This window comes from Bacteroides sp. 3_1_23 (assembly GCF_000162555.1).
Taxonomy (GTDB): domain Bacteria; phylum Bacteroidota; class Bacteroidia; order Bacteroidales; family Bacteroidaceae; genus Bacteroides; species Bacteroides ovatus.
The window spans coordinates 376,332-402,677 of sequence record NZ_GG774949.1 but is presented as its reverse complement, the minus strand read 5'-3'; the positions used below and the strand labels follow the sequence as shown (position 1 = coordinate 402,677).

At 38.6% G+C, this 26,346-nt stretch carries 25 protein-coding genes and 1 tRNA gene; 5 read left to right on the top strand and 21 right to left on the bottom strand.

The features are described from left to right. Window positions 1-139: 139 nt before the first annotated feature. The 4 genes from HMPREF9010_RS22425 to HMPREF9010_RS22440 all read left to right on the top strand — a co-directional run bounded on the left by HMPREF9010_RS22425 (window position 140) and on the right by HMPREF9010_RS22440 (window position 3,559). Entirely contained in the window at window positions 140-829 is a 690-nt protein-coding gene (locus tag HMPREF9010_RS22425) for a restriction endonuclease subunit S (protein WP_157453718.1), read from the top strand. Further along, complete coding sequence (locus tag HMPREF9010_RS22430) at window positions 830-1,648, top strand: DUF2971 domain-containing protein (RefSeq protein ID WP_008646598.1); 819 nt, start codon at window positions 830-832, stop codon at window positions 1,646-1,648. Between the two features lie 257 nt (window positions 1,649-1,905). Next, entirely contained in the window at window positions 1,906-2,898 is a 993-nt protein-coding gene (xerA, locus tag HMPREF9010_RS22435) for a site-specific tyrosine recombinase/integron integrase (RefSeq protein ID WP_008646597.1), read from the top strand. Window positions 2,899-2,950: 52 nt separating this feature from the next. Further along, window positions 2,951-3,559: a restriction endonuclease subunit S gene (locus tag HMPREF9010_RS22440; protein WP_008646596.1), complete on the top strand. Its 609-nt coding sequence runs from the start codon at window positions 2,951-2,953 to the stop codon at window positions 3,557-3,559. Here HMPREF9010_RS22440 and HMPREF9010_RS22445 read toward each other — a convergent pair. Genes HMPREF9010_RS22445 through HMPREF9010_RS22475 form a run of 7 tightly spaced genes read right to left on the bottom strand, consistent with a single transcriptional unit; the run spans window position 3,483 to window position 11,778 of the window. Beyond that, complete coding sequence (locus HMPREF9010_RS22445; protein WP_032852409.1) at window positions 3,483-4,766, bottom strand: restriction endonuclease subunit S; 1,284 nt, start codon at window positions 4,764-4,766, stop codon at window positions 3,483-3,485. The two genes, HMPREF9010_RS22440 and HMPREF9010_RS22445, sit on opposite strands and share 77 nt — an antisense overlap. Then, on the bottom strand, window positions 4,763-5,062 hold the full coding sequence (locus HMPREF9010_RS22450; protein ID WP_008646594.1) for a hypothetical protein: 300 nt from the start codon (window positions 5,060-5,062) through the stop codon (window positions 4,763-4,765). The genes HMPREF9010_RS22445 and HMPREF9010_RS22450 overlap by 4 nt, the downstream gene beginning before the upstream one ends. A 9-nt stretch (window positions 5,063-5,071) precedes the next feature. Then, a complete protein-coding gene (locus tag HMPREF9010_RS22455) occupies window positions 5,072-6,205 on the bottom strand; it encodes a YhcG family protein (protein WP_008646593.1) in 1,134 nt (377 codons plus the stop codon). Continuing rightward, window positions 6,198-7,859 (bottom strand): class I SAM-dependent DNA methyltransferase, encoded by a 1,662-nt coding sequence (locus HMPREF9010_RS22460; RefSeq protein WP_008646592.1) that lies wholly within the window; start codon window positions 7,857-7,859, stop codon window positions 6,198-6,200. Before HMPREF9010_RS22460 ends, HMPREF9010_RS22455 begins: the two co-directional genes overlap by 8 nt. A gap of 12 nt (window positions 7,860-7,871) precedes the next feature. After that, a complete protein-coding gene (locus HMPREF9010_RS22465; protein WP_008646591.1) occupies window positions 7,872-11,102 on the bottom strand; it encodes a type I restriction endonuclease subunit R in 3,231 nt (1,076 codons plus the stop codon). Then, complete coding sequence (locus HMPREF9010_RS22470; RefSeq protein WP_008646590.1) at window positions 11,099-11,554, bottom strand: GIY-YIG nuclease family protein; 456 nt, start codon at window positions 11,552-11,554, stop codon at window positions 11,099-11,101. The genes HMPREF9010_RS22465 and HMPREF9010_RS22470 overlap by 4 nt, the downstream gene beginning before the upstream one ends. Next, window positions 11,551-11,778: a helix-turn-helix transcriptional regulator gene (locus HMPREF9010_RS22475; RefSeq protein ID WP_008646588.1), complete on the bottom strand. Its 228-nt coding sequence runs from the start codon at window positions 11,776-11,778 to the stop codon at window positions 11,551-11,553. Before HMPREF9010_RS22475 ends, HMPREF9010_RS22470 begins: the two co-directional genes overlap by 4 nt. Window positions 11,779-11,884: 106 nt before the next feature. Here HMPREF9010_RS22475 and HMPREF9010_RS22480 point away from each other — a divergent pair, with 106 nt between their 5' ends. Next, complete coding sequence (locus HMPREF9010_RS22480; RefSeq protein WP_157453716.1) at window positions 11,885-12,838, top strand: hypothetical protein; 954 nt, start codon at window positions 11,885-11,887, stop codon at window positions 12,836-12,838. 730 nt (window positions 12,839-13,568) lie between these two features. Here the strand turns inward: HMPREF9010_RS22480 and HMPREF9010_RS22485 are convergent. From HMPREF9010_RS22485 to HMPREF9010_RS22550, 14 genes are all read right to left on the bottom strand, one after another. Continuing rightward, window positions 13,569-14,006, bottom strand: coding sequence for a hypothetical protein (locus HMPREF9010_RS22485; RefSeq protein ID WP_229093013.1), 438 nt, complete (start codon window positions 14,004-14,006; stop codon window positions 13,569-13,571). Between the two features lie 92 nt (window positions 14,007-14,098). Next, a complete protein-coding gene (locus HMPREF9010_RS22490) occupies window positions 14,099-14,557 on the bottom strand; it encodes a lipocalin family protein (protein WP_008646585.1) in 459 nt (152 codons plus the stop codon). A gap of 468 nt (window positions 14,558-15,025) precedes the next feature. Beyond that, a complete protein-coding gene (locus HMPREF9010_RS22495) occupies window positions 15,026-15,613 on the bottom strand; it encodes a tyrosine-type recombinase/integrase (protein ID WP_008646584.1) in 588 nt (195 codons plus the stop codon). A gap of 154 nt (window positions 15,614-15,767) precedes the next feature. After that, window positions 15,768-16,040, bottom strand: coding sequence for a hypothetical protein (locus HMPREF9010_RS22500; RefSeq protein WP_008646583.1), 273 nt, complete (start codon window positions 16,038-16,040; stop codon window positions 15,768-15,770). 300 nt (window positions 16,041-16,340) lie between these two features. Continuing rightward, window positions 16,341-17,357: a DUF3871 family protein gene (locus HMPREF9010_RS22505; protein ID WP_008646582.1), complete on the bottom strand. Its 1,017-nt coding sequence runs from the start codon at window positions 17,355-17,357 to the stop codon at window positions 16,341-16,343. 430 nt (window positions 17,358-17,787) lie between these two features. After that, the gene (locus HMPREF9010_RS22510; protein ID WP_008646581.1) at window positions 17,788-19,401 is read right to left on the bottom strand and encodes a hypothetical protein; all 1,614 of its coding nucleotides are present in this window, start codon (window positions 19,399-19,401) and stop codon (window positions 17,788-17,790) included. Window positions 19,402-19,714: 313 nt separating this feature from the next. Beyond that, window positions 19,715-20,716: a hypothetical protein gene (locus HMPREF9010_RS22515; protein ID WP_004323956.1), complete on the bottom strand. Its 1,002-nt coding sequence runs from the start codon at window positions 20,714-20,716 to the stop codon at window positions 19,715-19,717. Between the two features lie 243 nt (window positions 20,717-20,959). Then, a complete protein-coding gene (locus tag HMPREF9010_RS22520; RefSeq protein ID WP_008646575.1) occupies window positions 20,960-21,973 on the bottom strand; it encodes a hypothetical protein in 1,014 nt (337 codons plus the stop codon). A gap of 84 nt (window positions 21,974-22,057) precedes the next feature. Continuing rightward, complete coding sequence (locus HMPREF9010_RS22525; protein ID WP_008646574.1) at window positions 22,058-23,329, bottom strand: phage integrase SAM-like domain-containing protein; 1,272 nt, start codon at window positions 23,327-23,329, stop codon at window positions 22,058-22,060. Window positions 23,330-23,470: 141 nt separating this feature from the next. Beyond that, window positions 23,471-23,544, bottom strand: a tRNA-Ile gene (locus HMPREF9010_RS22530). A 90-nt stretch (window positions 23,545-23,634) separates the two neighbouring features. Continuing rightward, window positions 23,635-23,946 carry a DUF4491 family protein gene (locus tag HMPREF9010_RS22535; RefSeq protein ID WP_004302581.1) on the bottom strand — a complete coding sequence of 104 codons (312 nt, stop codon included), beginning with the start codon at window positions 23,944-23,946 and terminating at the stop codon, window positions 23,635-23,637. A 5-nt stretch (window positions 23,947-23,951) separates the two neighbouring features. After that, entirely contained in the window at window positions 23,952-24,416 is a 465-nt protein-coding gene (locus HMPREF9010_RS22540) for an Lrp/AsnC family transcriptional regulator (RefSeq protein ID WP_004302580.1), read from the bottom strand. A 160-nt stretch (window positions 24,417-24,576) separates the two neighbouring features. Beyond that, entirely contained in the window at window positions 24,577-25,455 is an 879-nt protein-coding gene (locus tag HMPREF9010_RS22545; RefSeq protein ID WP_008646572.1) for an FKBP-type peptidyl-prolyl cis-trans isomerase, read from the bottom strand. A 20-nt stretch (window positions 25,456-25,475) separates the two neighbouring features. Next, on the bottom strand, window positions 25,476-26,060 hold the full coding sequence (locus tag HMPREF9010_RS22550) for an FKBP-type peptidyl-prolyl cis-trans isomerase (protein WP_004302578.1): 585 nt from the start codon (window positions 26,058-26,060) through the stop codon (window positions 25,476-25,478). Window positions 26,061-26,346 lie beyond the last annotated feature (286 nt).

The following is a 26,346-nucleotide window of genomic DNA, read 5'->3' as shown; positions in this document are numbered from 1 at the left end:
TCCCCTGTTACAGTCTGTCTATGGCGGTTATTCTGCTTACCAGCAAGTTACCAGCAAATTAAATTAATGCTCTTGTATTTCTGTATAAGCAAAATGAAAGACAGAATTGTGTACGTTGATAAATCAGAATTTAGAAGCGATGGCAAAGCAACTCTACGACTACTGGTTTGTACAGTTTGACTTTCCGAATGAAGAGGGCAAACCGTATAAGTCAAGCGGGGGCGAGATGGTCTGGAATGAAAAACTAAAAAGAGAAATACCTATAGATTGGGAAGTACTTCCATTGTTTGATGCCGTTAGTGTACAATATGGTTTTCCTTTTGCGACTGAACAATTTACAGAAGAAGAAACGAATGTTCCTGTAGTGCGCATCCGAGACATACTCGAAGGAACTACTTCTGCGTATTCTTTGGAAAAAGCAGATGAAAAATACCATCTGAACGAAAATGATGTACTTGTAGGAATGGACGGTAATTTTCACATGAATTTCTGGCATGATAATATTGCCTATCTTAATCAACGATGTGTGAGATTACGAGCACATTCTGATTCAACAATATCGTCAATTCAAATTCTTCATAGTATCAAACCATATATAAAGGCTAAAGAACAAAATGCCAAGGGTTCTACCGTTGGGCATCTTTCAGATAAGGACTTGAAGGGATTGTATCTGATAAAGCCACTAAAAACAAGAGCTTTCAATCCTCGAAAGACATTAGATGGATTGCTTGCTTTGGTAATAGAGAATAAAAAACAGATACTTTCTTTAACGAAGCAACGTGACGAACTGTTGCCGTTGCTGATAAATGGACAAATAACAATAGAATAAATGGCTCGCATTCTATACAAATATTTGGACATAACGGGGGCTAAGTGCATGATTGGAAACCAAAATCTTCAATTTACTAATGCGTCTCAATTGAACGACCCATTCGATTGTCATCCTAAACTGCTCGACTATTCGAGTGTGCCAGAACGGAAACTGCAAGGATGGATACCAGAGGAATGGTGGAAAATGAAAGAAGAAAACGATGCACTTAATCTGCGTAACGAGACATGGCTGTGCAGCTTGTCAAAAATCAATGACTCTATACTCATGTGGGCACATTATTGTTATAACCACAAAGGTATCTGCATCGGTCTTGATTTGGATAAAATAATGGAATCTGTTCCTCCAATGTTTGGCTCAATATACATTAAGCCTATTGTCCTTGATGTTCAATATTATAATATCATCGAACGTCCAAGCGCATATAATTCAGCACAGGATATTTTCAATTACCAATGGCAAACAAAAGCGAAGGAATGGGAATATGAGCAGGAGGTCAGATTAGTAATGCCTAAACCAAGTTCCATATATGCAGCCTTGACTCCGGCGCAAGCCAAACATCCTAAGGAAATATGGGATTGGCGAGAGATACACCATTATATGCCGTTGAAAGGAGAATGTTTTGAGTCGATTTATTTTGGTGTCAACATAGATGAGCAAGAGAAAGAAAAAATAATTCAGTTTGTCCGTAAAAAACTGAACCCACATATCAATCTTTACCAAATGTGTGTAAATGCCGATGCCTTTAGACTACAACCAGAATTTATCAAGCCTCTAAATTCTGATTTATCGACTCTTTTTAGCCCGTTGTGCTGCTAAATTACTATTCATATATACATGGGCATATTCCCACATGACCTTCAATAATTACATTTTGAGGTATAGAATTATTCGAAAGAGATTCCTTAGAATCGTTTGTGAATGTTGTGGACATGAGTTCTATGCAGAATCTAGTGTCAATTGCTGTCCTGAATGTGAAAGGCATTGGAACGAAGACTAATTAAAAATGCACAAGAGAGGCTATCAGGTCTCTCTTGCTTATATTCTATATTATAATACATCATTTTTATAGAATTATGAAAGAAAACATCATTCAGGCAATAGTTGCGGAGATGCAGCGTGACTTGGACTGCCGACAAATGGCACGGCTTAAAGCTGTGCTTGCATCAGAGTTACATAATGTAGAAATAGTCGAAAAAGAAGATTGTTCCAAACAACAAGCGCAAGAGAATGAGCATCTTCTAAGCTCGTTTATTTCGGCAAAGAAGATAGAGGGGTGCTCAGAGAAGACATTGGCATATTACCGTAATACTATTGAGCGATTATTACTTACGCTTTCTATAGCAATTTGTCATATTACGACATCAGATATTCGAGCCTATCTATCCGATTATCAAGAAGAGCACCAATCCAGTAAGGTGACTATGGACAACATGAGACGCATCTTTTCCAGTTTCTTTGCATGGCTGGAAGATGAAGATTATATTGCCAAAAGTCCTGTTAGGCGCATCCACAAGGTTAAGACGGATTCGCTTGTAAAAGAGGTTTTGTCCGATGAACAGTTGGAGCAACTTCGAGATAGTTGTACCAACAAACGAGACCTTGCTCTTATAGACATCCTTTCTTCCACAGGCATTCGTGTGGGTGAATTGGTTAAGTTGAATCGTGAAGATATTGACTTCCATGAACGCCAGTGCGTGGTATTTGGTAAGGGCAACAAAGAACGTATTGTTTACTTCAATGCCCGAACTAAACTACATTTGCAGCAATATCTTGATGAACGCACAGATGACAATCCTGCTTTATTCGTTTCCCTCCATTTACCTCATACACGTTTAACAATTAGCGGTGTAGAAGTGAGAATTCGAGATTTAGGGAAATCCCTTTCTATGCCAAAGGTTCACCCTCATAAGTTCCGTCGTACGCTTGCAACTATGGCTATTGACAAAGGCATGCCTATCGAACAGGTGCAACGCTTGCTTGGCCATGTTCGCATTGATACTACACTGCACTATGCCATTGTGAACCAAAACAATGTAAAGTTAGCCCATAAGAAATACTTGGGATAGGTAATCGTACTGGATTCTGCCTGAAAATGTATAACTTTGCATCCAAAATAGGATGCAAATGGAAAAACAGAAACTGGAAGACATTGCCACTGTAGAAATTAGTGGGGTTGACAAGAAAACAAAAGACGGTGAACAAGAAATCCGGCTTTGCAACTTTGTTGATGTCTATTATAACTGGGCTATAACTACAGCTCAGCATGATGGCTTTATGTTTGCGACTGCCCGTCCCAATGAGATTTCCAAGTTCCAATTAAAGAAAGGTCAAGTAGCTTTAACCAAGGATAGTGAGACCCGTGATGACATTGGTATTCCCACTTATATTGCCGATGATTTTGATGATGTTATCTTGGGGTACCATTGTGCCCTGATTACCCCAAACAAAGATATTTTAGACGGACGTTACCTAAACGCCCTTCTGCATACTGACTATGCAAAGAAGTATTTCGCTTGTAATGCGTCTGGAAGCGGACAACGCTATGCGTTATCCGTTGAAGCACTCAATTCGTTTCCAGTTCCTATGATTCCATTACGTGATCAAAAGCGAATTGGCGAAATATTCTCTGCATTAGACAAGAAGATTGAACTCAATCGTCGGATAAATCAGAATTTACCGATACTTGACCATTCATCAAGAGTGGAAGAAGTTCGTTGCGCTGCTTAGTCAATTCTTCTATTTGAAGATAATTTTCGCTTTGCAGTTCTAATAAAGACTTACATATTTTATTAAATTGATTAAGGACTGTATTATTAGGCTTCAATAACAAGATTGAATCAATTTGTTCACCGCTTATATTAGGCTGAGCACATCCACAAGCTATTTGGAAAATCTGTTCTCTAAAGTATTCTTGTTTCAAAGAGTTAAAAAGAAAGCCTAATCTTAATAATGGGCTATCTCCTAAATCAAAACGACCAACACGCTGGTTTACCCAATAATTTCTTTGAGATATTGCAAATTTTCCAATAGTGGCTCCTGTCATTGCTATCACTAAATCATATCTTTTAGCAAGGAATAATGTTTTATTAAACAGGTCTATACATTGACTATCAGCCATATCAAGCGTATAATTTTCTTGGATATTTCCAATTTTAATAACTGGTAGACCTTTGCATCCAAAATCTTTAGATTTAAATGCATAGCCACTCTTACAAGGTGCATAATCTCCAATAGACATATTACCCCATCCTTGCGGAATTTCTCGTTTTAACTCTTCATTCCAAACCATTTTTCCGCCGCTTGCTTTATAAGGTTTACCCCCTTCATTTAGAAAATCAAACTGCACAAACCAATAATCATAGAGCAGTTTCATCATCGCCTCTAAATTCTGATTTATCGCTCGGTTAAGTTCTATCTTGCGGTCAATGGAGCGCAATAACTTACCGATGCGTTTTTGCTCAGATAATTCGGGAATCCACACTGTGCAATCCTTGATTTTATCAGGTGAAGTGTGACGAATTTTAGTCTGTTGGGCAGCAGCACTTAGCTGTTGCTTAACGAGGGCGGAGGATATGAGATAAAATGCGAAATCCTTATCTAACAAGTCTTCCTTGCAGATAATCTTTGCTACATCTTGACTTTGTATGTATTTGCCGCTTTCAGGAATAATGGCAGTAGAACCAAGCAAGCCTATTGCCTGTTCTGTCAAAGGGGTAATAATATCTCCCTCTTCCATTAGAAACTCAGATTTGAAGTCTCCGACATAATAAAGATTGTCCTTGGACTTGTTCTCCTTAAAACAGTTGTTCTGATAGTCGAAATTGCCACAAGTCAGACGGATATATTCACCCTCAGTGGCGTAATACTCGCCACTGAGACTTGCACCTCTTGTAACATCAAGGATTTCTCCCAATTTATATTTCGTCAAAATCATAATAATCTATTTTGATTTTTTAGATATGATTTGGCTTCATGTTCAAAGCAATTCAAAAAGTATTCTTGTCCATTTTTTACATCTTCTTTATGCTCTGTAGTCCAATATGGATTTTCTTCAACTTCTTTTTTCATCTTAGCTTTTAGCCATTCTACACCATCGTGCAAGTCTTTTTCGGATATAGAGTAATGATTGCCTAACATTTCATTTATCGCAAATGCAGACAACTGAAAACCACCATTCGCATTCAATCCCATAGTGGTCATATATTCGGTTATTTTATCATAATCTATCATATTTTTCTTTCAACTTTTATCTTTATTGCCCAATTTTGCTTCTATCTCTTCAATCGTTGGTATTGTTCCATCCACCTTTTCTGGATAGAGTTTAGATAACTCATATTCAGATATTCCTAAAGGAAGATTACTTCCCTCCAATGCGTATTGCGCAAGTAATGAATCCTTTTGACGACAAATGAGCAAACCAATTGTTGGATTGTCTCGTCCTTCTTTTTTAAGGATATGGTTGCATGCAACAACATAACCGCTTAACTGTCCCAAGTCTTGAAAGTCAAACTCGCCGATTTTGACTTCAATTACCACATAACATGACAAATTTATGTTGTAGAAAAGCAAATCTATGAACTTTTCCTTTTGCCCGATTTGAAGCCGATATTCTTTTCCAACGTAGGCGAATCCCGTGCCGAGTTCCAATAAAAATTGCGATATATTGGCCAGCAAAGCATCTTTAAGAATCTGCTCGTTGTAGGGTTTTGTGATTCCTGTAAAGGCAAAATTGTAAGGGTCTTTCGTCAGTTCTTGTGCGAGATCGCTTGCTTCGTCCGGTAATGTTCGGGTGAAGTTTGTTAGTGCCTTGCCTTCTCGTTCATATAACCCTGAGTCCATAAAGTTGAGAAGCACATCACGACTCCAACCCTCTTTCATGGTTTTTTTAACATAAAAGAAAGCCTTTTCAGGTTCAGTTCCATACCTGTCAATCAAATAACGGTGGTGCCCCCAAGGTATGGAAAAAAGCATTTCTTTCAATTGTCCCACAGGCTGTGGGACAACTTCAGAAGAGTCTTCCGCAGATTGTGGCCCATTTTCATCTTCTAATTGTCCCACAGCTTGTGGGACAACTTTTAGGTATTGGGAATAAAGCAAATAAAATTTCTTTGCATAGTAGATGTTGGTACGTGAAAGTCCCGTTGAATTCGGATTCTTGAGTTGTAAATCCACAGAGAGATTCTTAATGACACTCTGTCCCCAACGCTCTTCAACGTGCATTTCTTCTATGTCTCGACCAAGTTCCCAATAATACTTGAGCAATTCTCGGTTTACTCTTACGGCGGCTTTGATTTGACTTTGCCGATAACGCACACTAAGATCTTCTACCCACTGGGTATAGTCTTTGTCTATGATGGTCAATCCTTTACTCATTGTCACCTACATTTACGTTGAATTGCAAAGCATTCAACTGGTTTATGATTTCTTCTTCCAACCGATGGCTCTCAGCAAACTGCTCGGCAAGGGTTTGCTTGTAGTTCGCCATACGTTGGTTAAATTCGTCCTCGGTAATATCTACATAATCAATCTTGATGTCGAAATATTGTCCGGCTGAGAGCGAATATCCTTTTTTCTTAATCTCATCGTAGGTAACGGCTACAGAAAAATCATCTACGGCCTCCTTGCGTTGGAATGTGCCGACAATCTTTTCTATCTCCTCATCGTTTAGACGTACTTTCTTCAATCCGTTGGCATCCTTGTATTCCTCACCCAATTTGCTGGCATCAATCAGAATTACCTTATCTGTGGTTGCCGACTTGTCGAAGAATAACACACTAACATTCGTACCCGTATTGGCAAATACATTGCTTGGCATGGAAACACAGCCATATACAATCTTGTCATCTACTATTTTATGAAGTATCTTGTTCTCAATACCACTTTTAGCTGTGATAAATCCGGTTGGGATGACAATCGCACCCTTGCCTGTCTTTTTCAGCGAGTTGATAACATGCTGGATAAAGCAAGTATAGATTGCCATTGATTCTTTTTTCTTAGCAGGCACGTTAGGCACTCCTGCCCAGAAACGTGCAGGCATGGCAGCTATCTTTTCTCTTGTATCTGAGAAATCCATCTTGAAGGGTGGATTGCTGACCACGAAATCAAACTGACGCAGTTGCTGTCCATCATCGCTCTTATGATAAGGATTGACAAGAGTGTCGCCTTGGATGGCATTATCGAGTGAAGATACAAGTCCGTTGAGCAACAGATTTAGCTTCAGCATCTTGTTGCTTCGTTGAGAAATATCTTGCGAGAAGATGGTACAACGGTCTTCACCAATCTGGTGACTAAGTGCCATAAGAAGAGTACCAGTTCCTGCTGATGGGTCATAACATTCCATGCTATGTAGGTCGGCATTGTCACCTACCAAAAGACGAGCCATAATGGTGGCGATGGCATGAGGAGTATAGTATTCTGCATACTTACCACCTCCGGCTGTATTGTAATCCTTTATCAGGTACTCAAAGATGCTGGAGAAGAAGTCGTAGTTTTGTGCAAATGCCTCCTCAAAAGAGAAGTTCACGAGTTTATCTACCAATGCACGGGCGAATGGTGCACGTTGCGCTGTGTCCGTTACAAACGGAGTAAGAGCCTCGAACAAAGGAATTTTTGTGTTGGCAGTTGTCTGCGTGGAGAATATTTCCGCATTTTGCTCCGCAATGTCCGTCATTGTGGAATCAAAGATTGTATCGAAATCCCCTTTACCTTGTTGGTTCCAGAGGTTGGCTATTAAGTGATAAGGCTCCAGCATCGGAACATCGGGAGAAATGGCACTTTGGATAAGCATACGCTCATCATCCGAAAGGTTCTTGTATGCCGTTTCCCATTTCACATCCCCTATCAGTTTCTTGGCAATATCGCTTTTGGCGTTTTTCAACTCATAGCCAAACTTGTCGTTCAAGAATTTATAGAGAAACACCTGAGTGATAATCTTATATTCGTTGCCATCGTTACCCATACCATAAGACTGGCAGGTCGCTTTCAGTCCGTCAATGAGCTTTAATGTTTTTTCTTTTATATCTGACATAATTCTTTCTTTTTAAGCCATGCCGTATGTGGCATTGTATTGGTTGATGTATTGTTGTGAAATTCGTTGCTGGATGAACTTATAATCGTCCATTTCCGGTTTTATTTGTGGAAAATGATATAAGCACCCATTGATAAGAGCCATTACCGTGCGCCCAAAATAGGCATCCTTTTTCAGAATATCGTTACGGTCGTACACTTTGGCATCCACATCCTCTTTGATAATATTGAGTATGGTTACTATCTCGTCATCAAGGAATGAGAACATAGGCTTCTGCCCTTTCTCTTCCCTTTGTTTGTTTACCTCACGGATGCGCTTATGTACTCGGGCAAACTTCTCATCCCCTTTATATTTCTTTAGCAAAGCATTATTTCGTTTTTGTAAGTCCTGCAAACGGGTTATTATTTCATCCAAAGCCTGAGTTTCTTCGTTGAACTTGGCAATGCTATCAATCACAAAGCCATGTTCCTTGAAGCGTTCCATAAAGGCATCCCGCAACGACATAAATTCAGGATCGTCTTGGTCGAAGTTCTGGGTAAACGAAGCAATGGTGCGTTGCCATTTCTCTTTCAATTCCGCTCCACCCGAAATAAGGCGCATTTCTTCCTGTCCAATCTTAGAGAAGGTGAACTCTATATCCATCATCGCCTCATTGATTAGTGTCTTTGTTTCATCACCGATGCTAAAAGCTTCCTTTTGGTTGATGATACCAATGCGCCTCTGCACTTCGGAAAGCAATTGAGGCAACTTCGTGATTTCAAGTTTGGCGAATTGTTCCTTCATGTCCTCGTCGCCGAAAGTACGTACGAGGTTTGCCATATTTTTCGCAGATTCCAAAGCCTGTTTTAGGTCAAGCAGAACAGCCTTGTCTTCTTCCGTGGAAATCTCCGAAGAAAACTCTTCCGCATTATCGTAGGAATAATCGAAGAGGGTCTGGCGTACTTTTTTCATTTGTGCCACAATCTCGTCCTTGTCCTCAATCACTTGAGTGAAAGTGTCTGTGGCATTGCCGTCACCAGTCTCTTCCACATCGTTAAAACGATTCAACTCTTGCAGATAAGCCTCGTTTGTTTCTTTGAAGTTACGTTTAATGTCGGCAAAGTCAATGACAAATCCGTAACGCATTCCCGGATATGGACGATTTACACGGGTAATGGCTTGAAGTAGATTATGGTCTTTCAGCTTACGACCGAAATACAAACGCTTCAAACGAGGTGCATCAAAACCAGTCAATAGCATGTTGAAGACAATAAGAATATCTACGGTCATATTCTTTTTGAAATCCTTGACTGTCTGTTTTCTCGTTTCCTTGTCGTCTGTGTCGTGGAGAATGATTCCGGCTTTCAGTGGTCTATACTTTGATTTGTAATCCACTTCGGGTTCACCTACCACAAACGTCCCGTCAGGGAGCTTAATCTTGATAGGCTTTGGTTGGTATTTCTGCCACTCCTCTTGGAATACATCATAAAGCCGTCTTGCTTGTTCACTGGTTTCGCAGATGACCATACCGCCTAATGTATCATCTCCTTGTATCTTACGAAACTCTTTCAAGTCCTTCATGATATAGTGAGCCAGCTCGTTCACATAACTGGGGTGCTCTATGATTTCCGATTTGCGGATGTCTTTCTTTTGCACCAATGTGTCCAGCTTGTCGTACACGTCCGAAAGTCGTTCTTTGTAGGATGTTTCTATATCTTCACGAATGATTTTCAGCGTATAACCGTCTGCGATGGACTTGTCATAATAATAGGTATGCAGGTAAGTGCCGAAGACCTTGCAACTTGCACGTTCCTCTTTTAACAACGGAGTACCCGTGAGGGCTATCTTTATTGCATCGGTGTCCGCATCAAAAAGGTTGGCAAGAAAACACCCACCGGGCTTATAGCCACGGTGTGCTTCGTCGAGAATGAAGATACGTTGCAGATTTGTAGCATAATCATTGATGCGTACTTTTTCCTTATCCTCTGCAAAGCGTTGTATATTCACGACTGTAATTTCAGCTTGACCGCTTGTTCCTTGTTGTGCTTGGTTGCAACGGAACTGCTCCATCAGTTCTGCTCTTGTGTTAGCAGTTGAAACCACCAGCCCACGGGCTTCAAATTCCTGTGTGGCTTGCTCCAACAAATCAAGGCGGTCAACGATAAAATAGAATTTGGCAACCTTATTCTGTTTGGAATAGAAATCATTAAGAATATAAGTCAAGTAATAGGATAAAGCGGTCTTGCCACTACCCTGTGTATGCCAAACTACGCCCGATTTTACCCCCTCGGCAAGTTTCTTACGAATAGCCAACGATGCAAACAACTGCTGGTAACGCATGATGTGCTTTTGGTCGGTAGATTCAATCCTGCCGTCCACCTCTCGTTCCATGCGGACGTAAGCAATACCATATCTAATGATATACAGTAAGCGTTCTGGCGAACACATGGAAGTCAATATGCGGTTTGTGGGCGTATTGAAATCGAGATTCGTTTGATATTCGGGACTGGTATGGATTACTTGACAGTTGTAATCAGACAGTATTTTCTTTTCCGCTACCCTGTCAATCTCCTTATATGGATAATCACGATGGTATGAAGCCATTTTCTGTCCGCTGGGGTTTTCCTCACGGAAGCAATTGAATGGAGAATAAGTGCGTGCGCCTGTACAATAGAATGCCCCTTGTATGGGTACGATACCACCCAACGCATCGTATTCCATATTATTACTAAAAATCATCAGTTGGGTTATATTGATAAAGCGACGGAATTTCTTATTTGGGAAACGCTCTTTATTCATTCGTGCGCTCTCTGCCAACATACCGCCATGATTATTGGGCTTCTTTACTTCCACAAAGCAAAGAGGCAAACCGTTCACAAACAGAGTAATGTCTGGTCGAAACTCGTCTTGACCGTTTTTGCAAGTAAACTCAGCTGTAAAATGGAAAGTATTGTTTCCGATATTGTCAAAGTCTATTAGTTTTATAGGAGATACCGCTTTGAGGCGATTGTAAAAACCACGACCAAGGTCATCGTCATTTAATTCTTTGCGGATGTCTTTCTGTACTTGCATCCATTCACCCTCATGACCAGGGTTCAGCTTTTTGAATTGTTGCTCAAAAATCGGCAAAAGGATATTTGTGTCACCGTCATAGACCGTGCCATTTTTATCTTCACTCAACTTGCCAAAATATGTATATCCTATTCGGGTGAGATGAACCATTGCCGGCATCTGTACCCGTGTCGCTTCACTAAACTGCTTCATTCTTCGCCCTCCGTTATTTCACATTGAAATGATCTTGCCCCGTTCCCAACAGGCATAGCACCGAATCTGTCATAAAACATTCCCAAAATATCAGATTCAAGGTTTTTGGATGCCTGCTTACCTTGACAAAGGTAATAATAGACTTTTGCTCCATGATATTTCATGTAGTTGTACCTGTCAAATCGCCACCACTCGTCTTGTAAATCGTTGACAGCATTTCGAAGATTTACCTGATGTTCTTTCAGCCTTCTTCTAATGCTGTTTGCTTTGCCTATGTATATGACTTTCGACATTCCTTTGGGATATACAAATTTCGTTTGTGGTGAAGCAATAATATATACTCCGTCCTTTGCTGGAATCTCGGACAAATCATCATCCACAAGATTTGCTGTCTCGCCATCGCAACCATGTATAGGACGAAAATCCTTTATGAACCACAAATCCCTTTTCATGGCTTTTGAGACAATATGTATGGTTTATACTCGCGAACAATCAGTTCTTTAATATCTACTTCCAATAAATCTGCAATCTTTAGCAGACTTGCTATATCTGGTTGTGATGTGTTTGTACACCATTTTGACACAGTTGATGGGTTAACTCCCATTTGTTCTGAAAGCCATTTACTAGTGCGTTTTTTCTCTACTAAAACGAGTTTGATTCTGTTTACGTCTTCCATTATTGTATCTTTTGATTGCAAAAATAATGATTATTTTTCATTTTCGTTATTGTTTAGCAATAAATTTATTAACTTTACACTCGGATATTTAAATCAGATAGGCTATATGAATATTATATTTACTGCCAAAACAATTATTGATGGAAACTTTGTACTGAAAGAGCCAGTACAGATATTATATTGTTTACATAAAATTAGTCTATATCTTGAGGGCGGAATGTACATGTTATCTGTTTCCAAAGAGATTAGTATTGAGCATTCAGATTTAGTCGAATTGTCTAAAAATGGAGAAAACAAATCATTTACCATGAATGTGGACAAATACCTTGACAGTAGGATGCTTGATATATTTCGTAATATAGAAGTTTATGGTGGATTTCAACATGGCATAATGAAAGTCTATTATAATGAATACTTAGACTTATCATGGACAGACAAGGCTAAAAAAGAGTTATTGTTTTCTATGAGAAAATCATTAAACAAACAGAAAAAGGTATTAATTACTAGTGACAATTTCTCTAAACTAATGCTTGATAAAACATTTATACCAGAAGCCAAAGTTCCATATAATTTCTTTCGAGAAGCTAATAGCTATCTAGACAAACTAGATTATATTTCTGCTTATATTCATTTTTACATGATTTTAGAATATTGTTTTGCAAAGGGCAAATTTTCTGGAGATCAAAAACAGAATTTTAAGAAATCTAACATGCTTAAATATGCTGTATTATCGACAATAAGCATGATTAAAGAGCGGAACTATGATTTGTATTTAGAGATTAAACAGAAATGCACCGATAAACACAAAGAACTGAATTTTGATTCTCTTATTGACATAATGTATTGTTATCGCGGAGAGTTGTCACACGCAACGAAAAGAGCTGTTTATGAAGAAAAGCAAGAATTGGTAAAACCAATAACACTATTCATTTCATCTGTTTGCTTTTCTGTTTGTGGCAACATGAAAGTATATTGTGATAAATTTGTTTCGGAAGATACACGAAAACGCATAGTGAATGATCACATTCAAGAATTAGAAAAGCGACTTGGACTTGAATAACATCAAATTCTACCCAATAACAAATAAAATATCACAGAGATTAACTAATATTCTATTTGTAATAATGTGAAACTCAAACCTTTTGTTTTCGCATTGTTTTCGCAAAACGAAAATCAGCGACTTACGTTTGTGCGTAAGTCGCTGATTATTAATGTGGACCAGCTAGGGCTTGAACCTAGGACCTCCAGATTATGAGACTCTAATACTAACCTTGTATAAGGCAGATTGTCAACACATTAATTATCTCTATGTAAGTTCAGAGGTCAACAATAGGTCAACATTGAACTTACTCTGCAAAGTTAGCAATAATTCCTCATATCAAGAATTAAATCACTGTTTCTTATTATACCCAAATGCAGAATTTTTTATATATGTGTACCTGCTATGCTATATTTAAAACTTCGCTCCATGTATTATATTCTTCCACTGCTTCTTAGTATCTTTACTGTAGATAAATCAATTACCAACCTATTTATTGCTACACAAATATGCAAGTAACACCCAAGAAGACTAACACAATTCATTATTTACCACAAGAGATTAGAGAGACTAGATTAACAGAGGTTACATATTTACCTATTACAAGGGAAATGTTAGAACAACTATTCTCAAATTCAGCTAAGAAGGATAAGCATAAATTAGTTAAGAAGAGAAGGAGGTAATTAATAAGGCAGCAATTAGAAGGTAAAGAGAGGTAGTAAGTTAATAAACCTACGACCTCTCTTTGTTGTTAAAACTCAAACCCAATCTTGAGATTGACAGAACCACATGTCTTGTTCTCTTTGGTTGAACCTGTATACCCCTCGTTTATGTCTATGATATATCCAAGTCCTACATTAAGAAACATATTACGTCCCAATGCAAAGCTTGTTCCCACGGTTGGATTGGTGTAGAAGCCATTATTACATGAAACATCATATCCTGCTTTCAACTGTACAAACGGTGAAACCTTCTTGTCATTGAAGTTGTACTTGGCATCTGCATAAATAGGGAAGGCGTTATCTACATAGCCGTCTGCGTATTGCGGATAATTGATATACCCTCCACCTATACCAAGGAAGATGTTTGAATTAAGTTGATAGCCTATGGAAGCTGTGAAACCAAAGTTCATGGCACTCTCTACGCTTGATGCACCGACTGCGAAATGTCCTTCTACTGCGTACCTCATACCTCTCTGTCTTTCGGGATTAACACTGTACACATTACTAATACAGAGAGTGAAGGTTAATAATATAGTGAATAGTCTGATTCTCATAGTAGTTATTTCCTCTGATATGTCATTTTAGAATATTCCTTGTCACCATCTGACTTCTCTTCATAACATTCAAGTACCAACTTGGTAGAAGTCAACTCTGTAACTTTCAAATCATACACATCTGTATCTGAACCATAGCGTAAAGATAGAAGACCATTACTTAATGTCCATTTACCATTACCAATAACAGAGTTATCTAATTCATATTCAGTGAATGTTCCGTCTGCTCTAAATGTCAAATGTCCATAATCATAACATTCTCCTTCGGGGACTCTCGACCACTCTTCATCATATTCGGGATATGCAGGATTCTTCTCATATCCTTCTTCATAAACCAATATCCACTGACCTACAAGTTTCTCGGAAGTAGGAGTATCATCATCGTCATCATCACCACAAGCGGTAAAGTTCAAACACAACACAACCATTAACAAGGTCGTTCCAATAAATCTCAATGTTCTCATAATTGATATAAATTTAATTCTGCCAACCTGTTCCCCTACGGTAGGCATTATTAAATAAAGAAGGTGCAGGGAACTATTAACTTCATCCTATTGACTGGCTTCTCGCATTGCCTGTAGTATGGATAAAGCAACAGCAACCCCACACCTATTTAGAGCTATGAAATCCCATAAAGGGAAACATAATCAAACAGATATGGGTGCTATTGCTATCATCTTCATACTACTTCCAAATCTTGCGAGAATTTGTCAATAGAAGATAATATCAATAACACCTTTCGTAATAAATACAAGTCAACCTTAACGCTAAAGGCTGAAACTGCCACAAAGTTACGAAAGATGTTTATATTTGCAAGAACTATTGTTCATTAATCATTGAGAGCTGTCTCTACTCAATAATTCAAGGTTGGTATGAAACTTGCCAAATCCCCATATAAGTAGAAATTCTGAGCTTCCATACCAACCTAATTATCAGAAGCTAAGACAATCATAGGTATTAAGTAGTTCCTCTTGCCTTAATCCCAAGTATCTCTTAGTAATTGATACACTGGAATGATTGAATAGCTCCATGAGCTTGACAAGTGCAAGCTCCGAATTATCGTTATTCATGTTGTAGACCTGTCTGCCAAAGGTCTTCCTAAGAGAATGGCAACTGAAATTGCCTATATGTAACCTGTACTTCTTCTTAATCTCCTTCAACATGACATTGATTCTCTGAACTGTATACACTGTCCCCTTCTGACTTATCAATACAGGAGCATTTATGCCAACTGGATTTATATGCTCATAACAATCTCTGATATGTTGTTGTAGCTGCATGTTAATCCTAATTGTCCTTTGCTTCCCTGTCTTAATCTCTGTAATGGTAAACTCTTCTGCATCTAGTATCTGATTCCACCTCAAAGCAAGAATATCAGAAATTCTTAGACCTGTGAAGCAACCTAAAGCAATAAGAAGTGACATCTTATAATTACTATCCCTTGCCAATTTTCTTATTAAGTTCATCGCTTCGCTCCATTGCAGATAATCTGCTGTTGTACTTGAATATTTAAGTGACATAACGTTCTGTTTTATAGTGAAACTAATATAAGTGAATATTAATTTTAAACTGGAATATCTAACTTGCTGATTATTAGCTAAACATTCACTAATAACAGAAGTGAATATTATAAAGCAAGGACACTAAGTAAATAATGTCCTTACTTCATTCAACCTATATAAAAGGTAGGTGAGCTTCATCCAACACGCCACTGTCAACTATCCGTTGACAAAGTTCGTGCGATGCCTGATTCCTAAGGTCTGTACCATAGTCCTTACTGCCAACCATGCGAATAATCTCCACAATGGTCTTTATTAATTCCTGCTGTAGTGTACGGTGATAACACCTTGTACTCTCTGCAAACCTTCTAGGATTCCAACTATAATCATTCAAGGCTCTTTCAAGTTCTTGCGCTGCCTTGTATTCGCGACTGCCTTCTATTACCATATTTATAATATTTAAGAGGTTTATAAATAGCAAGAGTACCTATATATAGTATATAGATACCCTTATTAGTACTTCATGTACTACTTCAACATAATAATTTGAAATATTGATATATAGCCCAAATAATCATGAAGAAGAATACAATAGGCGAAACTGCACATGCAATAAAGAACATAATAGTCCAAAATATAACAGCGAATAATGCTACTAACATAAATCTTTAATTATTAATTAAGTAATGAATAAATTAAGGGACACCCTTATTATATGGATGCCCCTGTTAAATACTGTGTAATACCACTAACTAAGAAACCATTGGTATTTGTCATCACCGTGTAAAGCGGAACATATACCTGTTGCAAGTTCTGTAGCATTATAGGCTCTATCCAAGAATGAATCTATATAGCTACTCTTATTAGCGCCTGTGAGCAAGTTGTAGAACTTCCACATAGACAAGTCATTTCCCAAGCTGCCAAAGTTCTCGTCATTGATATACGCTTTAGCCACATTGTTAACCTGTGTATCAGTAAGCAACATTTTAGGAATATCCTTTTGATACCCCTGTGGTAATGATTGATAAAGTCTCATTCTGCCTAATAGTTGGCAGAATTGATGCTCTGTCATACAGGTATTGCCTAAAGACTGCATCAAATGTATGTGTTTGGCTGCATCGTATTTGTGGAACATTTCCAATACCGCTTGATATAAATCCCTTGTATTGGTAACTTCCAAACAACTAAGATAACCGTCTGTAGATACACATAGATTTGTGCAAACCTTACAGGTGAAGCCAATAAACACTTTAAACCGCTCCGCACCCTTCTTTGAATAAAGATTGGTGTGGTTATAAGCTCTGACACCACCAATAGTAAGTGTTAGCCTGTTACCGTGTACTGTCTCATAGATAGTAGGAACTTCAATAACAAAAGCGCACCTCTCATAGTAGATAGTCTTGTCACTCTCTAATAACTGATTGGCTGGCTTATGAATTGCTTCGGGAATCCTGCCTTTGATTACATGAGAAACACGAATATCTGGCGATTCAATTTGTTCACCGCTAAAGAATGTATTGGTTGCATCCTGTACCGCTTCGATAAAAGCCACATGAGATAATGTAGCTTCGTTATCTTTGGCAAATACAGGGATAATACAATCATTCCTTAGATGTTCCAAACTGGCTTCAATCGTATTGGCTTCAATAAATAACGGGCGTTTCTGCTTAATAATTGGCTCTTCAATTATTACCGCTTCTTCTGCATATTCACCAAAGTTTCTACTAATTCTCTGCACTGGCATAATCTGTAATGTTGATTCCATAATCTGATAAATTATTAAGTTAATATGATTAGTAAATACTGCATTTGAGGACAAAATGAGGGCTTAACATGAAGTTCTATTCATTCACTTATCTTTGTGCATCTTTATATGTAGACATATACAAATCGTTGATAAGTCCGCATATTTCAGAAGTTCAAAGCGTTTGTTGACTGAATAGCGATTCATGTTATCCTTTCATTTCTCCTAATGATTGGTGAGGGGTATTAGGGGTAATAGAGGGGGCTTATGCACGATATACATCTGATACGCTCACTGACGAATCAAATATTTCACCCTATCACTGCATAAAGTCTAAATAGAAACACAACCTAAATCTAAAGGGCGGGGGTATGATTTTAGATACCCTATTCTTGGGTTGGGGTATATAATAAGAAACTCCAAACCGTATTAGTGGTCTGGAGTTTTACTCTTATTCAATCAAAGCCTTGATAGCCTTCTTGGTTCTTGTTCTCCTTAGTTGGCTTAATCCAAGCTGCTGATATCCCTGTTCTAATATTGGGTCTCTCTTCATAAGGCTTTCCAACTCCTGCCACTCGTTATCAGTCAGAGCGGATTTCTCCTTCAAGTCACAGAAGCGTTTGAGCCTGTCTCTGAATTGGGGAGTGGTAAGTATGCCTTTGATAATATTCTCGTCTGCAATGTCCCATTCATACGTCTGGACTATTGCCATGCCCAACTGTCTGTAGCCTTCCTGCAATGCTTCTGCCGACCTGTACACTATACGTGTAGTCCAGTGTTGGTAGAGTTTTAACTGGGCAACCATGTCATTGACTTCATACCTGTCACCCTTCTTGATGATATATGTATCAGCCCCCAGTTTCTTAAGTTCATCGTCCTGCTGTTTCCTTGCAACTTCCCCTAACTTGCTCTCATTCAATACCTGTATCCGTTCCTCTGCCGCTGTAAGCTCCTTAGCTATCTTCTGCTTCATTTCAGCAAATGGAAGGTAGTAGTTCATAACCTTTGGATTAAAGATATGGACTATCTTGTTTCTGAACGGATTGGATTTGGTTCTGATACGTCCTGCAATCTGGGGAATATCCATGTCAATGCTGATTAGGGTATGCTTGTTGTAACCGTTGCTGACAATGAAGCATATTGCCGTTTCAGAATAATAATCCACTCCTTCAAACGCCTTACAGGTTATAAATGTAAACCGTTTGGCGGGAGCTGTTGAACTGGAGATTTCAAAGCCTTCCAGTTTGTAATGGTTCGTCTCGTCATCCGCACATATAATTCTGCAATCATCATTAGTCAGTCTGGCTTCTTCAAGTATCTCCTTCATCTCTCTTACGCTATTAACAAAGAAGTAAGCTTCCTCACTCTTAATCCCGTCCAGTACAAAGTAACCGTTGTCTTTATAATGCCTTATAATCTTGGCAGCCGTACTGCTTGCGCTTTTACATGGATAAGGGTAGACTGTAATCTTATCCACTGTCTTCCAATCAGCCACGTACTCTGTCATTTCAGCAAAGACTTTGGGCTTGAACAGTTCTGGGATAGGGGTTGCGGTCAGGAAGCAATGGGATTTGAAGCATTTGAAGTTCTCTATGATTTGATTTATCACTATTGTCCTAAACCCGTACTGTTTTAACAGGTTGTGGTACTCATCCACAAGTATTTTAAATTCCAGTGGATTGATAACAGGAATCAACTTGTCAACCTTGTCATAAGTGCAGATTATCTTCTTCACTCCGTCCTTATCAAGAAACTTCCTTAACTTGGCTTGCACTGTTTTATTGAAACTGCCATACAAGCCGAACAGTCTGTCATTAGTAGGACTTACGCCTGCTTGAATCTGTGACCTCTTCCAAGTAATGTCCTTACCATTCTTATCCTTAGGTGGATAACACTTATTAATTACTAACTCTGTCGTAGGTACGGCTATAATGTAATTCTCGTCATTGGTAAGTGCTATCGTAGTAGCACCACATCCTGTCTTCACCTTGTTGAAGATACAGTTCTTTGGGAAGTCCTTCATAATGAGGAAGCCGTCCCGCTCTTGAATTTCTAACTTTACCATAAGTTATCTTTTGTGATTTTAAATATGTTACCTGTGCCCCTAATTATTGGACTTTAAATAATCCTAAACTCTGAATATTGGGGTAACTGACCGTTTTATATAGGGATAATTCACCACTCTTTGGAGATTCCAACTTTATCCCCACTTCTGCTTGGTGATTGGAAAACAGCTACCTGTCACCTCAATAATCAGACTTTAAGTTACTCTCAGCTTCATTTATTAGGGTAACCCGTATTATTATATAATGGAAATTCACCACTCTGGAAGAATCTGGAGTAGAAGAGCCTACCTGTCACATAGGCTCTTTACATGGTCAGACTTCTTCCGCTTCCAGATAAGGAATGTCCTCTGTGTCATCATTGGCGGTCACTTCCTTGCTGTCTTTAATTGAGATGACAGTAGTAGGGCGATTGTACCGTTCTCTTATCTTCTCAAACTGTTCCATTACTAAATTCTCGTCCAGATTTCCGTGTGTATTGAACATTGCCGCCTTGTCGTTCTGTGTAATGGACTGGAATATCTTGACAGCTTCCTTGACATCTCCTGTAATTGTCTTGATATTATTGAATTGGTTACTTAAGTATCTCTTGGCAATATCCTTGTCATCAAAGCCTTTATCCTTGCAGATTTGGATGAACTTGTTACCTATCTCCATGTTATAGGCTGGAATGATAGGCTTCTTCACCTTCTTCCCCTTCTCATCCTTACCAGAGCATAATAAAGAGAAGTCAGACTTTGATATAGCGTTATTATTGCCACAAAAGATAAGGTTCAGTGTTGAGATTGGATAACCGTCTGGGTTCTTCTCGCTCTTTATTAATTCGTTGTACCGTTGCAGAAATTCATTGTCTGGGTTAATATTGGCTGCACCACGCACATAGTCTGGGGTAGTCCATTCCTTCTTGGTAATATTAATCTCGTTGATGTATTCTGCAATGGTTTCATTCCCTTGCAGTTCAACTTCAATGGCGGGTACATTTATTGCTTCCTCTCCGTTCTCCGCTGCCCATTCATTATAGAGGGATGCGGCAATGGTTCTGTGCTGACCGTCCAATACAAGGAAGTATTTGGCTGCATCTTCTGGATTTATATCCTGTCCGTTAATGTCAACCAGACGAATGTCACCTGTTGTGATTACATCTTCTGCCTTAACGACCTGTACCATTTCTGCCTTTCTATAACCCTTGACCTTCATCATGGCTAATATCTTCTCTACATTGCCCAAGTTGATGGCACGGTTAATACCTTTAGCAAAAGCTACGTTTCTTACTTCATTATTTGCAACAACTTTAACTTCTAAATAAATCTTCTTCATGATAGTTTAAATTTAAATTAATAATTAAGTTTATAAATTGGTGCAATCTTCAACTTGGCGCCTTATCGTTTCTGATTACATTGCAAAGGTGAGGAATAGTCGGAAGGTGTGTTATAAAGAATAGAAGGCGATTTGAAGTGCATTCTTTAGATGTAAGAATATCAGCGAATTAGCTAATTTAAAGACATAAAAATAACTACCACGTGATTACATGGTAGTCTGTAAGGATTGGTGGATTATTAATTACCAGAGATGTTCTGTAGACTGATTATTGGGTGAGAAATTGTAGTCTTCTGTCTGTTTGGTCTTCCATTGCGGTTTATAGCCTTGTTTCACCAAATAGGCTATTGCTGCATTGGTGTAGTTCTCATCATTATTGAAACTGCCTGCTTCAAATAATAATTCCATGTAGTCTAAAGTCATACGTATCTGTTCACTCTTGGTCTTTATTGAGGAATATCTTTGTAACAGGTGGAATGTACCATACATGATTAGATTATGGGCTGCATTATTGGCTTTCCTGCCCTTCTTCTGTGAATATACTTCCTTCAATTCCTGTTGGGCTTCTTCCAAACTGTTTACTCCTAAATAGATGTGAAGGTAGTTATCCAATAAATCACTCAGCCAATAGCAAGAGTTATCAAGAGTAATCTTCTTAACTCCGTTATCAATGGTTATAGGACTGAATACCCTTAGCTCCTTCTTCTTGGAAGGTGAGTATCTCTTGGTATTCAGCAACTCATATAGCTTTAGCATTTCTGGACGGACTTGTTCCAGATAAGGCAGTGTGTTCTCTGATATGACAACTTCTGTGTAAAGTTCACCATTCTTATACTTCTCATATATGGCAGCTACAACAAGCATACTTATTCCAATTACTCCGTCATTATCAGTTTCACCATGCTTCTGTAATAAATCAATCAGCCGTTCCAATAAATTATCACTTGGCAGAGTGATAAGTATATTGTGTTCTGAATCCATAATGAAGCTACTTGGATTAAACGCCTTACTGGTAGAAGTCGATTTGGGAGCATACCGTTTATAATCAAATACTCCGTTATCTACTGCGATAGTGTTTAGAAATGAATAGTCTGTCATGTAGTTCTTACAAATATCTTCACTGATTCCGTTGGGATATTCATGGTAGTAAGTAGCTGACAGTTCATTCTCAAACATGGCACGCTTATAGCCAAAGTATTCCGTGAGTATGGGTTCTATCTTCTTTAATTCTGGAATTGGTAGTATGTAATCTCTCATATCGCTTCTTATTAGTGCTGTAAAGATAAATAATGCTGCTCCATTACACAATAGAACAGCATTACAAATTACTACAGAATGTAATTACATTCTACCAAATACGTACTTCACGACCTTCGCATTAGCTCTGTTCTCGTTGGCGAAATCCCGCTCAATGTAGATGTCCGTTACCCTCATTGTTTCATCAACATGGTTTAACGCTGCATGGACTGTATATTTGTCAATTCCCACTTTATTGAGTGCTATGGTAGCCCATGAGTGCCTTGCTGCATAATATTCCAAGTCGTCAATCTCTAATAATGTTCCAATCTCCTTTAAACCATAGTTTATGGCTTTATTAAAACCTTTCTCGTCAACGTAATATTGATAGAAATTGAAGAGGCGTTTACCTGTCTCATCCTTATACTTCTCAATGAGTGGTTGGGCTAATTTAGGTATATCAACCTTCATTTGAGCTTTATCCAGTCTGCGGTCTTTAGTCTTGGTACGATTATATATAATTGTATTGTCTTTCATTTCAGTGGCATTGTATAAGTCTGCTGAATTCATCCCCATAAGGCAGAATGATAGAATGAAGCAATCTTTAGCCAAATTATAACGGCACGTAGCTTTGTAACCTTTCTTCATGTCCTTATATGGTAACTTCCATACCTTCTTTATAATATCTGCAGATATAGCTCTTTTACGGGTAGCTTCTTGTTTGGGTATTTCAAGTTCTATGAAGGGTGAGTTGGGAATTAAGATTAAATTCTTATCCTTCTTATTATACCTCTTCTTGGCTTCATTGAACAACTTCTTGATACTTATCAAATAAAGGGAGAGTGAACGATTAGAAGGTACACGTTTGCCTTGCTGCATTAATCTTTTAGTCCGTATCTCACGTTCTTTATTCAAGAATGATTTGAAGTCTTCTAAGAAGTCAAGAGTAATTAGATTAATATCCAACTCCTCCTTACCTATGAAACGCACTAAAGCATTAATGGCAGTTGTATAATTGGGTGCACCTTTGATTGTAGTTGAGGCTATCCATTCACGACTGAATTTAATGAAATCTATTACTTGGTTCTTCTCATGTTCATGGTTTAATAACTCCAATATGTCCTCTAATGTGTAATTATTCTGGTCTATTTGAAGTTTGTTACACCGTTCTTTGTAGTATACTACCAGATTATCAATCTCCTTCTTAATAGGAGTACCTTCCTTGAATTTGAAGTCTTTAGTAAGTTCTTTAGGTGTTATGAATAGGTTTGTAGATAATCTTCTTACCTTTCTATTCATTGTAAACCTTACCTTGACATTGTATGTCTTATCACTCCTCTGTTTGTCCTGTTGGACTTCTGCTTTAATTGTTAGCATTTTAACCTATTAATTTGGGGTCAACAATAGGTCAACAACTACCTAAATTAAGGCTAATATTACCGAAGCAACAGACTTATATCTGGTGGGTTTACAAACTAAAAGAGGCTCTATTCCCTTAGGAATGAGCCTCTTAGTTTGTGGACCAGCCTGGGCTTGAACCAGGGACCTCCAGATTATGAGTCTGTTGCTCTAACCAACTGAGCTACAAGTCCGATGTATCCTTTGTTGGATGCGGTGACAAAAGTAGTATTTTCCCTCGAATTATGCAAATCCTTTTGATAAAAAACTACGATACTTTATTTTTAGAACTTATATTTGCGCTTCGGGTTCTTGGGGAACCATCCTTTTTGTACCCGTTCTTCCTGTTCGAAGACCTCTTTAATCGTCCAGAAGGAAGAAAATGCAAACACGCCAAGCAAAGAAGATAAAATCACATTATCGATGCTTAATGAGGCGACCACACCGGCTATGCCGAGTACCAGAAATATCCACCAACATTTTGTACCCCAATAGTATTCGGCCTTTACCACGACGGGGTGAAAAAGGCCGATAATCAAAAAGGTACAGATTCCGATGAATAACCCTGCAAGGTGATATTCATTTAGAAACTCCATCACAATTATTTTTCAACGCGGATGGGGATTTCTTTCTTGATACTCTGTTCCAGAGAAATCAATGTCTCGGTAGCTACCACACCCGGTATTTCTTGCATTTTGTTATTCAGCAAATCCATCAGATGTTCGTTGTCGCATGCATAAAGTTTTGTCAGCATTGTGTACGGTCCTGTAGTGAAATGACATTCCACAATTTCGGGAATCTTTTGTAATTCTGCTACGACAGATTTGTACATGGAGCCTTTTTCCAGCTTGATACCCACGTAGGTACAAGTTCTGTAGCCCAATGATTTCGGGTTCACATGGTAACCAGAGCCTACAATGACACCTAGGTCAATCAGTCTTTGCACACGCTGATGAATAGCTGCGCGTGACACTCCACATTCGGCTGCTACGTCTTTAAAAGGGATGCGGGCATTCTGGGAGATAATCTCTAGGATCTGCCTGTCGAGGTTGTCTATTCTTTCCATAATAATAAATTGTAATTTCCTGTTGTTATCAAATAGTAAGCAAATATAGAGATTTATTTTAATTATTCTTCTTTTCGGAGAAAAAAAATAGGAAAAAGCAAAAAAAAGAGGCACAAACGTTTTGCACCTCTTTCCTTTTTCTATTTAGAAAAGAACTTTCTTATTTCTTATCTTTTTCGATGCCCAACAGTTCAACTTCGAAAATCAAAGTAGAGAACGGTTTGATTTGATTGCCAGATTCTCTAGCACCGTAAGCAAGTTCTTGCGGGATGTAAAGTTCCCATTTAGAACCTACAGGCATCATAGTCAATGCTTCTGTCCAACCTTTGATTACTTGGTTGGCACGGAAAGTAGACGGTTCGTTACGTTTGTAAGAGCTGTCGAATTCTGTTCCGTCGATCAAAGTACCTTTGTAGTTCACTTTCACTTTGCAAGTGTCAGCAGGAATTTCACCTTTGCCTTCAGTGATTACTTTGTATTGCAGACCGCTTGCAGTTGTTTTTACGCCGTCTTTAGTCTTGTTTTCAGCGAGGAATTTTTCGTTTTCAGCTTTGTAGTCAGCATATTTTTCTGCCAAAGCTTTTGCTTTGATAGTTTCCATAGCTGTACGAGTATATTCTTGAGCTGCTTCCATAGTCATTACGCCACCTTTTTCTAAAGTACCTGCGATGAAACCTGCCAGGAAGTTTTCTTTGCTGATGGTTTTAGTAGAGTCAGTGCCAAACAATTCCTGGTTGATACCTTTCATCATCTGGTTGCTGATTTGCTGACCGATTTGCAGACCTGCCATGTAAGCGATGTCTTTTTTGCTAGTCTTGTTTGCACCTTCATTCAAACCTTTGATGAAGTCTGCCATATAAGCAGTATCAACGTCCAGACGACCTGTCAGATAGCCTTTCAGACCTTGAGTCTGCGCCATACCGATAGAATAAGACAGTGAGTCGATGTCTGATTTCAGATTTGCTTTAGGAGCTTGAGCTGTACAAGAAGCAAGGCTTGCAGCAGCGGCGATTGCCATAAAAATACTAACTTTTTTCATTTTGCTTTGAAATTTTTTATTTATAATACTTCGAGTAATTCTACTTCAAAAATGAGTGTGCTATGAGGAGGGATCATTTCTCCGGCACCTCTTGCGCCATAACCAAGTTCTGACGGAATATACAGTTTCCATTTAGAACCTTCCGGCATCAGCTGCAAAGCTTCCACCCATCCCGGGATTACTTGGTTGACACCGAATACAGCCGGTTCTCCGCGTTGGATAGAGCTGTCGAACAGTGTACCGTCAATCAATGTTCCTTCATAGTGGCATCTTACCTGGTCGGTAGCTTTCGGCTTTTTGCCTGTACCTTCTTTGATGATTTCATATTGTAGTCCGCTGGGAAGAACAACTACGCCCGGTCCTTTTTTGTTTTCTTCGAGGAAAGCTTGTCCTTGCTCGATAGCAACGGCACCCATTTTAGCTTCCAGTTCTTCGAAATACTTGTTTACTATTTCGCGGGCTTCATTGTGGCTGATAGCCGTCTGATTGCCTTCCAATACGTCTTTGATTGCTTGTGCGAAATCATCTACCGCAAGGTTTCCGATTCCCATGCTTGATAAGTTTTGACCAATTCCGAGGCCAATAGAGTAACTGAATTTATCCATATAATGTTTTTTGTTGGCGATTGAAATGTATCACCATCATGGTTTTAGCTTTCAATCAATTGCAAATTTATGAATCGCAAAAGTACGTGTTTTATTTGAATGATTTAGCATTTGCTATTTAAAAATTCTTATATCTGTGAAAGTTAATCGCTTTTCTTTAAAGAATTAGTTTTTTTGTTCGTAGGATTTAATCGGCTTATTCTTATTATTTAGGTTGGTTTATGTAGATAATTAATCGTCTGACAGCTGTTGAACTTTCGTCTGACTACTGTTACTCTTTCGTCTG

Coding starts and splice junctions, on each gene's coding strand:
- HMPREF9010_RS22470 (WP_008646590.1), bottom strand. CDS start 11,554: ATGAAAAGGGATTTGTGGTTCATAAAGGATTTTCGTCCTATACATGGT.
- HMPREF9010_RS22425 (WP_157453718.1), top strand. CDS start 140: ATGGCAAAGCAACTCTACGACTACTGGTTTGTACAGTTTGACTTTCCG.
- HMPREF9010_RS22450 (WP_008646594.1), bottom strand. CDS start 5,062: ATGATAGATTATGATAAAATAACCGAATATATGACCACTATGGGATTG.
- HMPREF9010_RS22535 (WP_004302581.1), bottom strand. CDS start 23,946: ATGGAGTTTCTAAATGAATATCACCTTGCAGGGTTATTCATCGGAATC.
- HMPREF9010_RS22455 (WP_008646593.1), bottom strand. CDS start 6,205: ATGAGTAAAGGATTGACCATCATAGACAAAGACTATACCCAGTGGGTA.
- HMPREF9010_RS22430 (WP_008646598.1), top strand. CDS start 830: ATGGCTCGCATTCTATACAAATATTTGGACATAACGGGGGCTAAGTGC.
- HMPREF9010_RS22520 (WP_008646575.1), bottom strand. CDS start 21,973: ATGAGAGATTACATACTACCAATTCCAGAATTAAAGAAGATAGAACCC.
- HMPREF9010_RS22505 (WP_008646582.1), bottom strand. CDS start 17,357: ATGGAATCAACATTACAGATTATGCCAGTGCAGAGAATTAGTAGAAAC.
- HMPREF9010_RS22495 (WP_008646584.1), bottom strand. CDS start 15,613: ATGTCACTTAAATATTCAAGTACAACAGCAGATTATCTGCAATGGAGC.
- HMPREF9010_RS22550 (WP_004302578.1), bottom strand. CDS start 26,060: ATGGATAAATTCAGTTACTCTATTGGCCTCGGAATTGGTCAAAACTTA.
- HMPREF9010_RS22475 (WP_008646588.1), bottom strand. CDS start 11,778: ATGGAAGACGTAAACAGAATCAAACTCGTTTTAGTAGAGAAAAAACGC.
- HMPREF9010_RS22500 (WP_008646583.1), bottom strand. CDS start 16,040: ATGGTAATAGAAGGCAGTCGCGAATACAAGGCAGCGCAAGAACTTGAA.
- HMPREF9010_RS22540 (WP_004302580.1), bottom strand. CDS start 24,416: ATGGAAAGAATAGACAACCTCGACAGGCAGATCCTAGAGATTATCTCC.
- HMPREF9010_RS22515 (WP_004323956.1), bottom strand. CDS start 20,716: ATGAAGAAGATTTATTTAGAAGTTAAAGTTGTTGCAAATAATGAAGTA.
- HMPREF9010_RS22460 (WP_008646592.1), bottom strand. CDS start 7,859: ATGTCAGATATAAAAGAAAAAACATTAAAGCTCATTGACGGACTGAAA.
- HMPREF9010_RS22490 (WP_008646585.1), bottom strand. CDS start 14,557: ATGAGAACATTGAGATTTATTGGAACGACCTTGTTAATGGTTGTGTTG.
- HMPREF9010_RS22445 (WP_032852409.1), bottom strand. CDS start 4,766: ATGATTTTGACGAAATATAAATTGGGAGAAATCCTTGATGTTACAAGA.
- HMPREF9010_RS22525 (WP_008646574.1), bottom strand. CDS start 23,329: ATGCTAACAATTAAAGCAGAAGTCCAACAGGACAAACAGAGGAGTGAT.
- HMPREF9010_RS22545 (WP_008646572.1), bottom strand. CDS start 25,455: ATGAAAAAAGTTAGTATTTTTATGGCAATCGCCGCTGCTGCAAGCCTT.
- HMPREF9010_RS22465 (WP_008646591.1), bottom strand. CDS start 11,102: ATGAAGCAGTTTAGTGAAGCGACACGGGTACAGATGCCGGCAATGGTT.
- HMPREF9010_RS22485 (WP_229093013.1), bottom strand. CDS start 14,006: ATGAGGTACGCAGTAGAAGGACATTTCGCAGTCGGTGCATCAAGCGTA.
- xerA (WP_008646597.1), top strand. CDS start 1,906: ATGAAAGAAAACATCATTCAGGCAATAGTTGCGGAGATGCAGCGTGAC.
- HMPREF9010_RS22510 (WP_008646581.1), bottom strand. CDS start 19,401: ATGGTAAAGTTAGAAATTCAAGAGCGGGACGGCTTCCTCATTATGAAG.
- HMPREF9010_RS22440 (WP_008646596.1), top strand. CDS start 2,951: ATGCAAATGGAAAAACAGAAACTGGAAGACATTGCCACTGTAGAAATT.
- HMPREF9010_RS22480 (WP_157453716.1), top strand. CDS start 11,885: ATGAATATTATATTTACTGCCAAAACAATTATTGATGGAAACTTTGTA.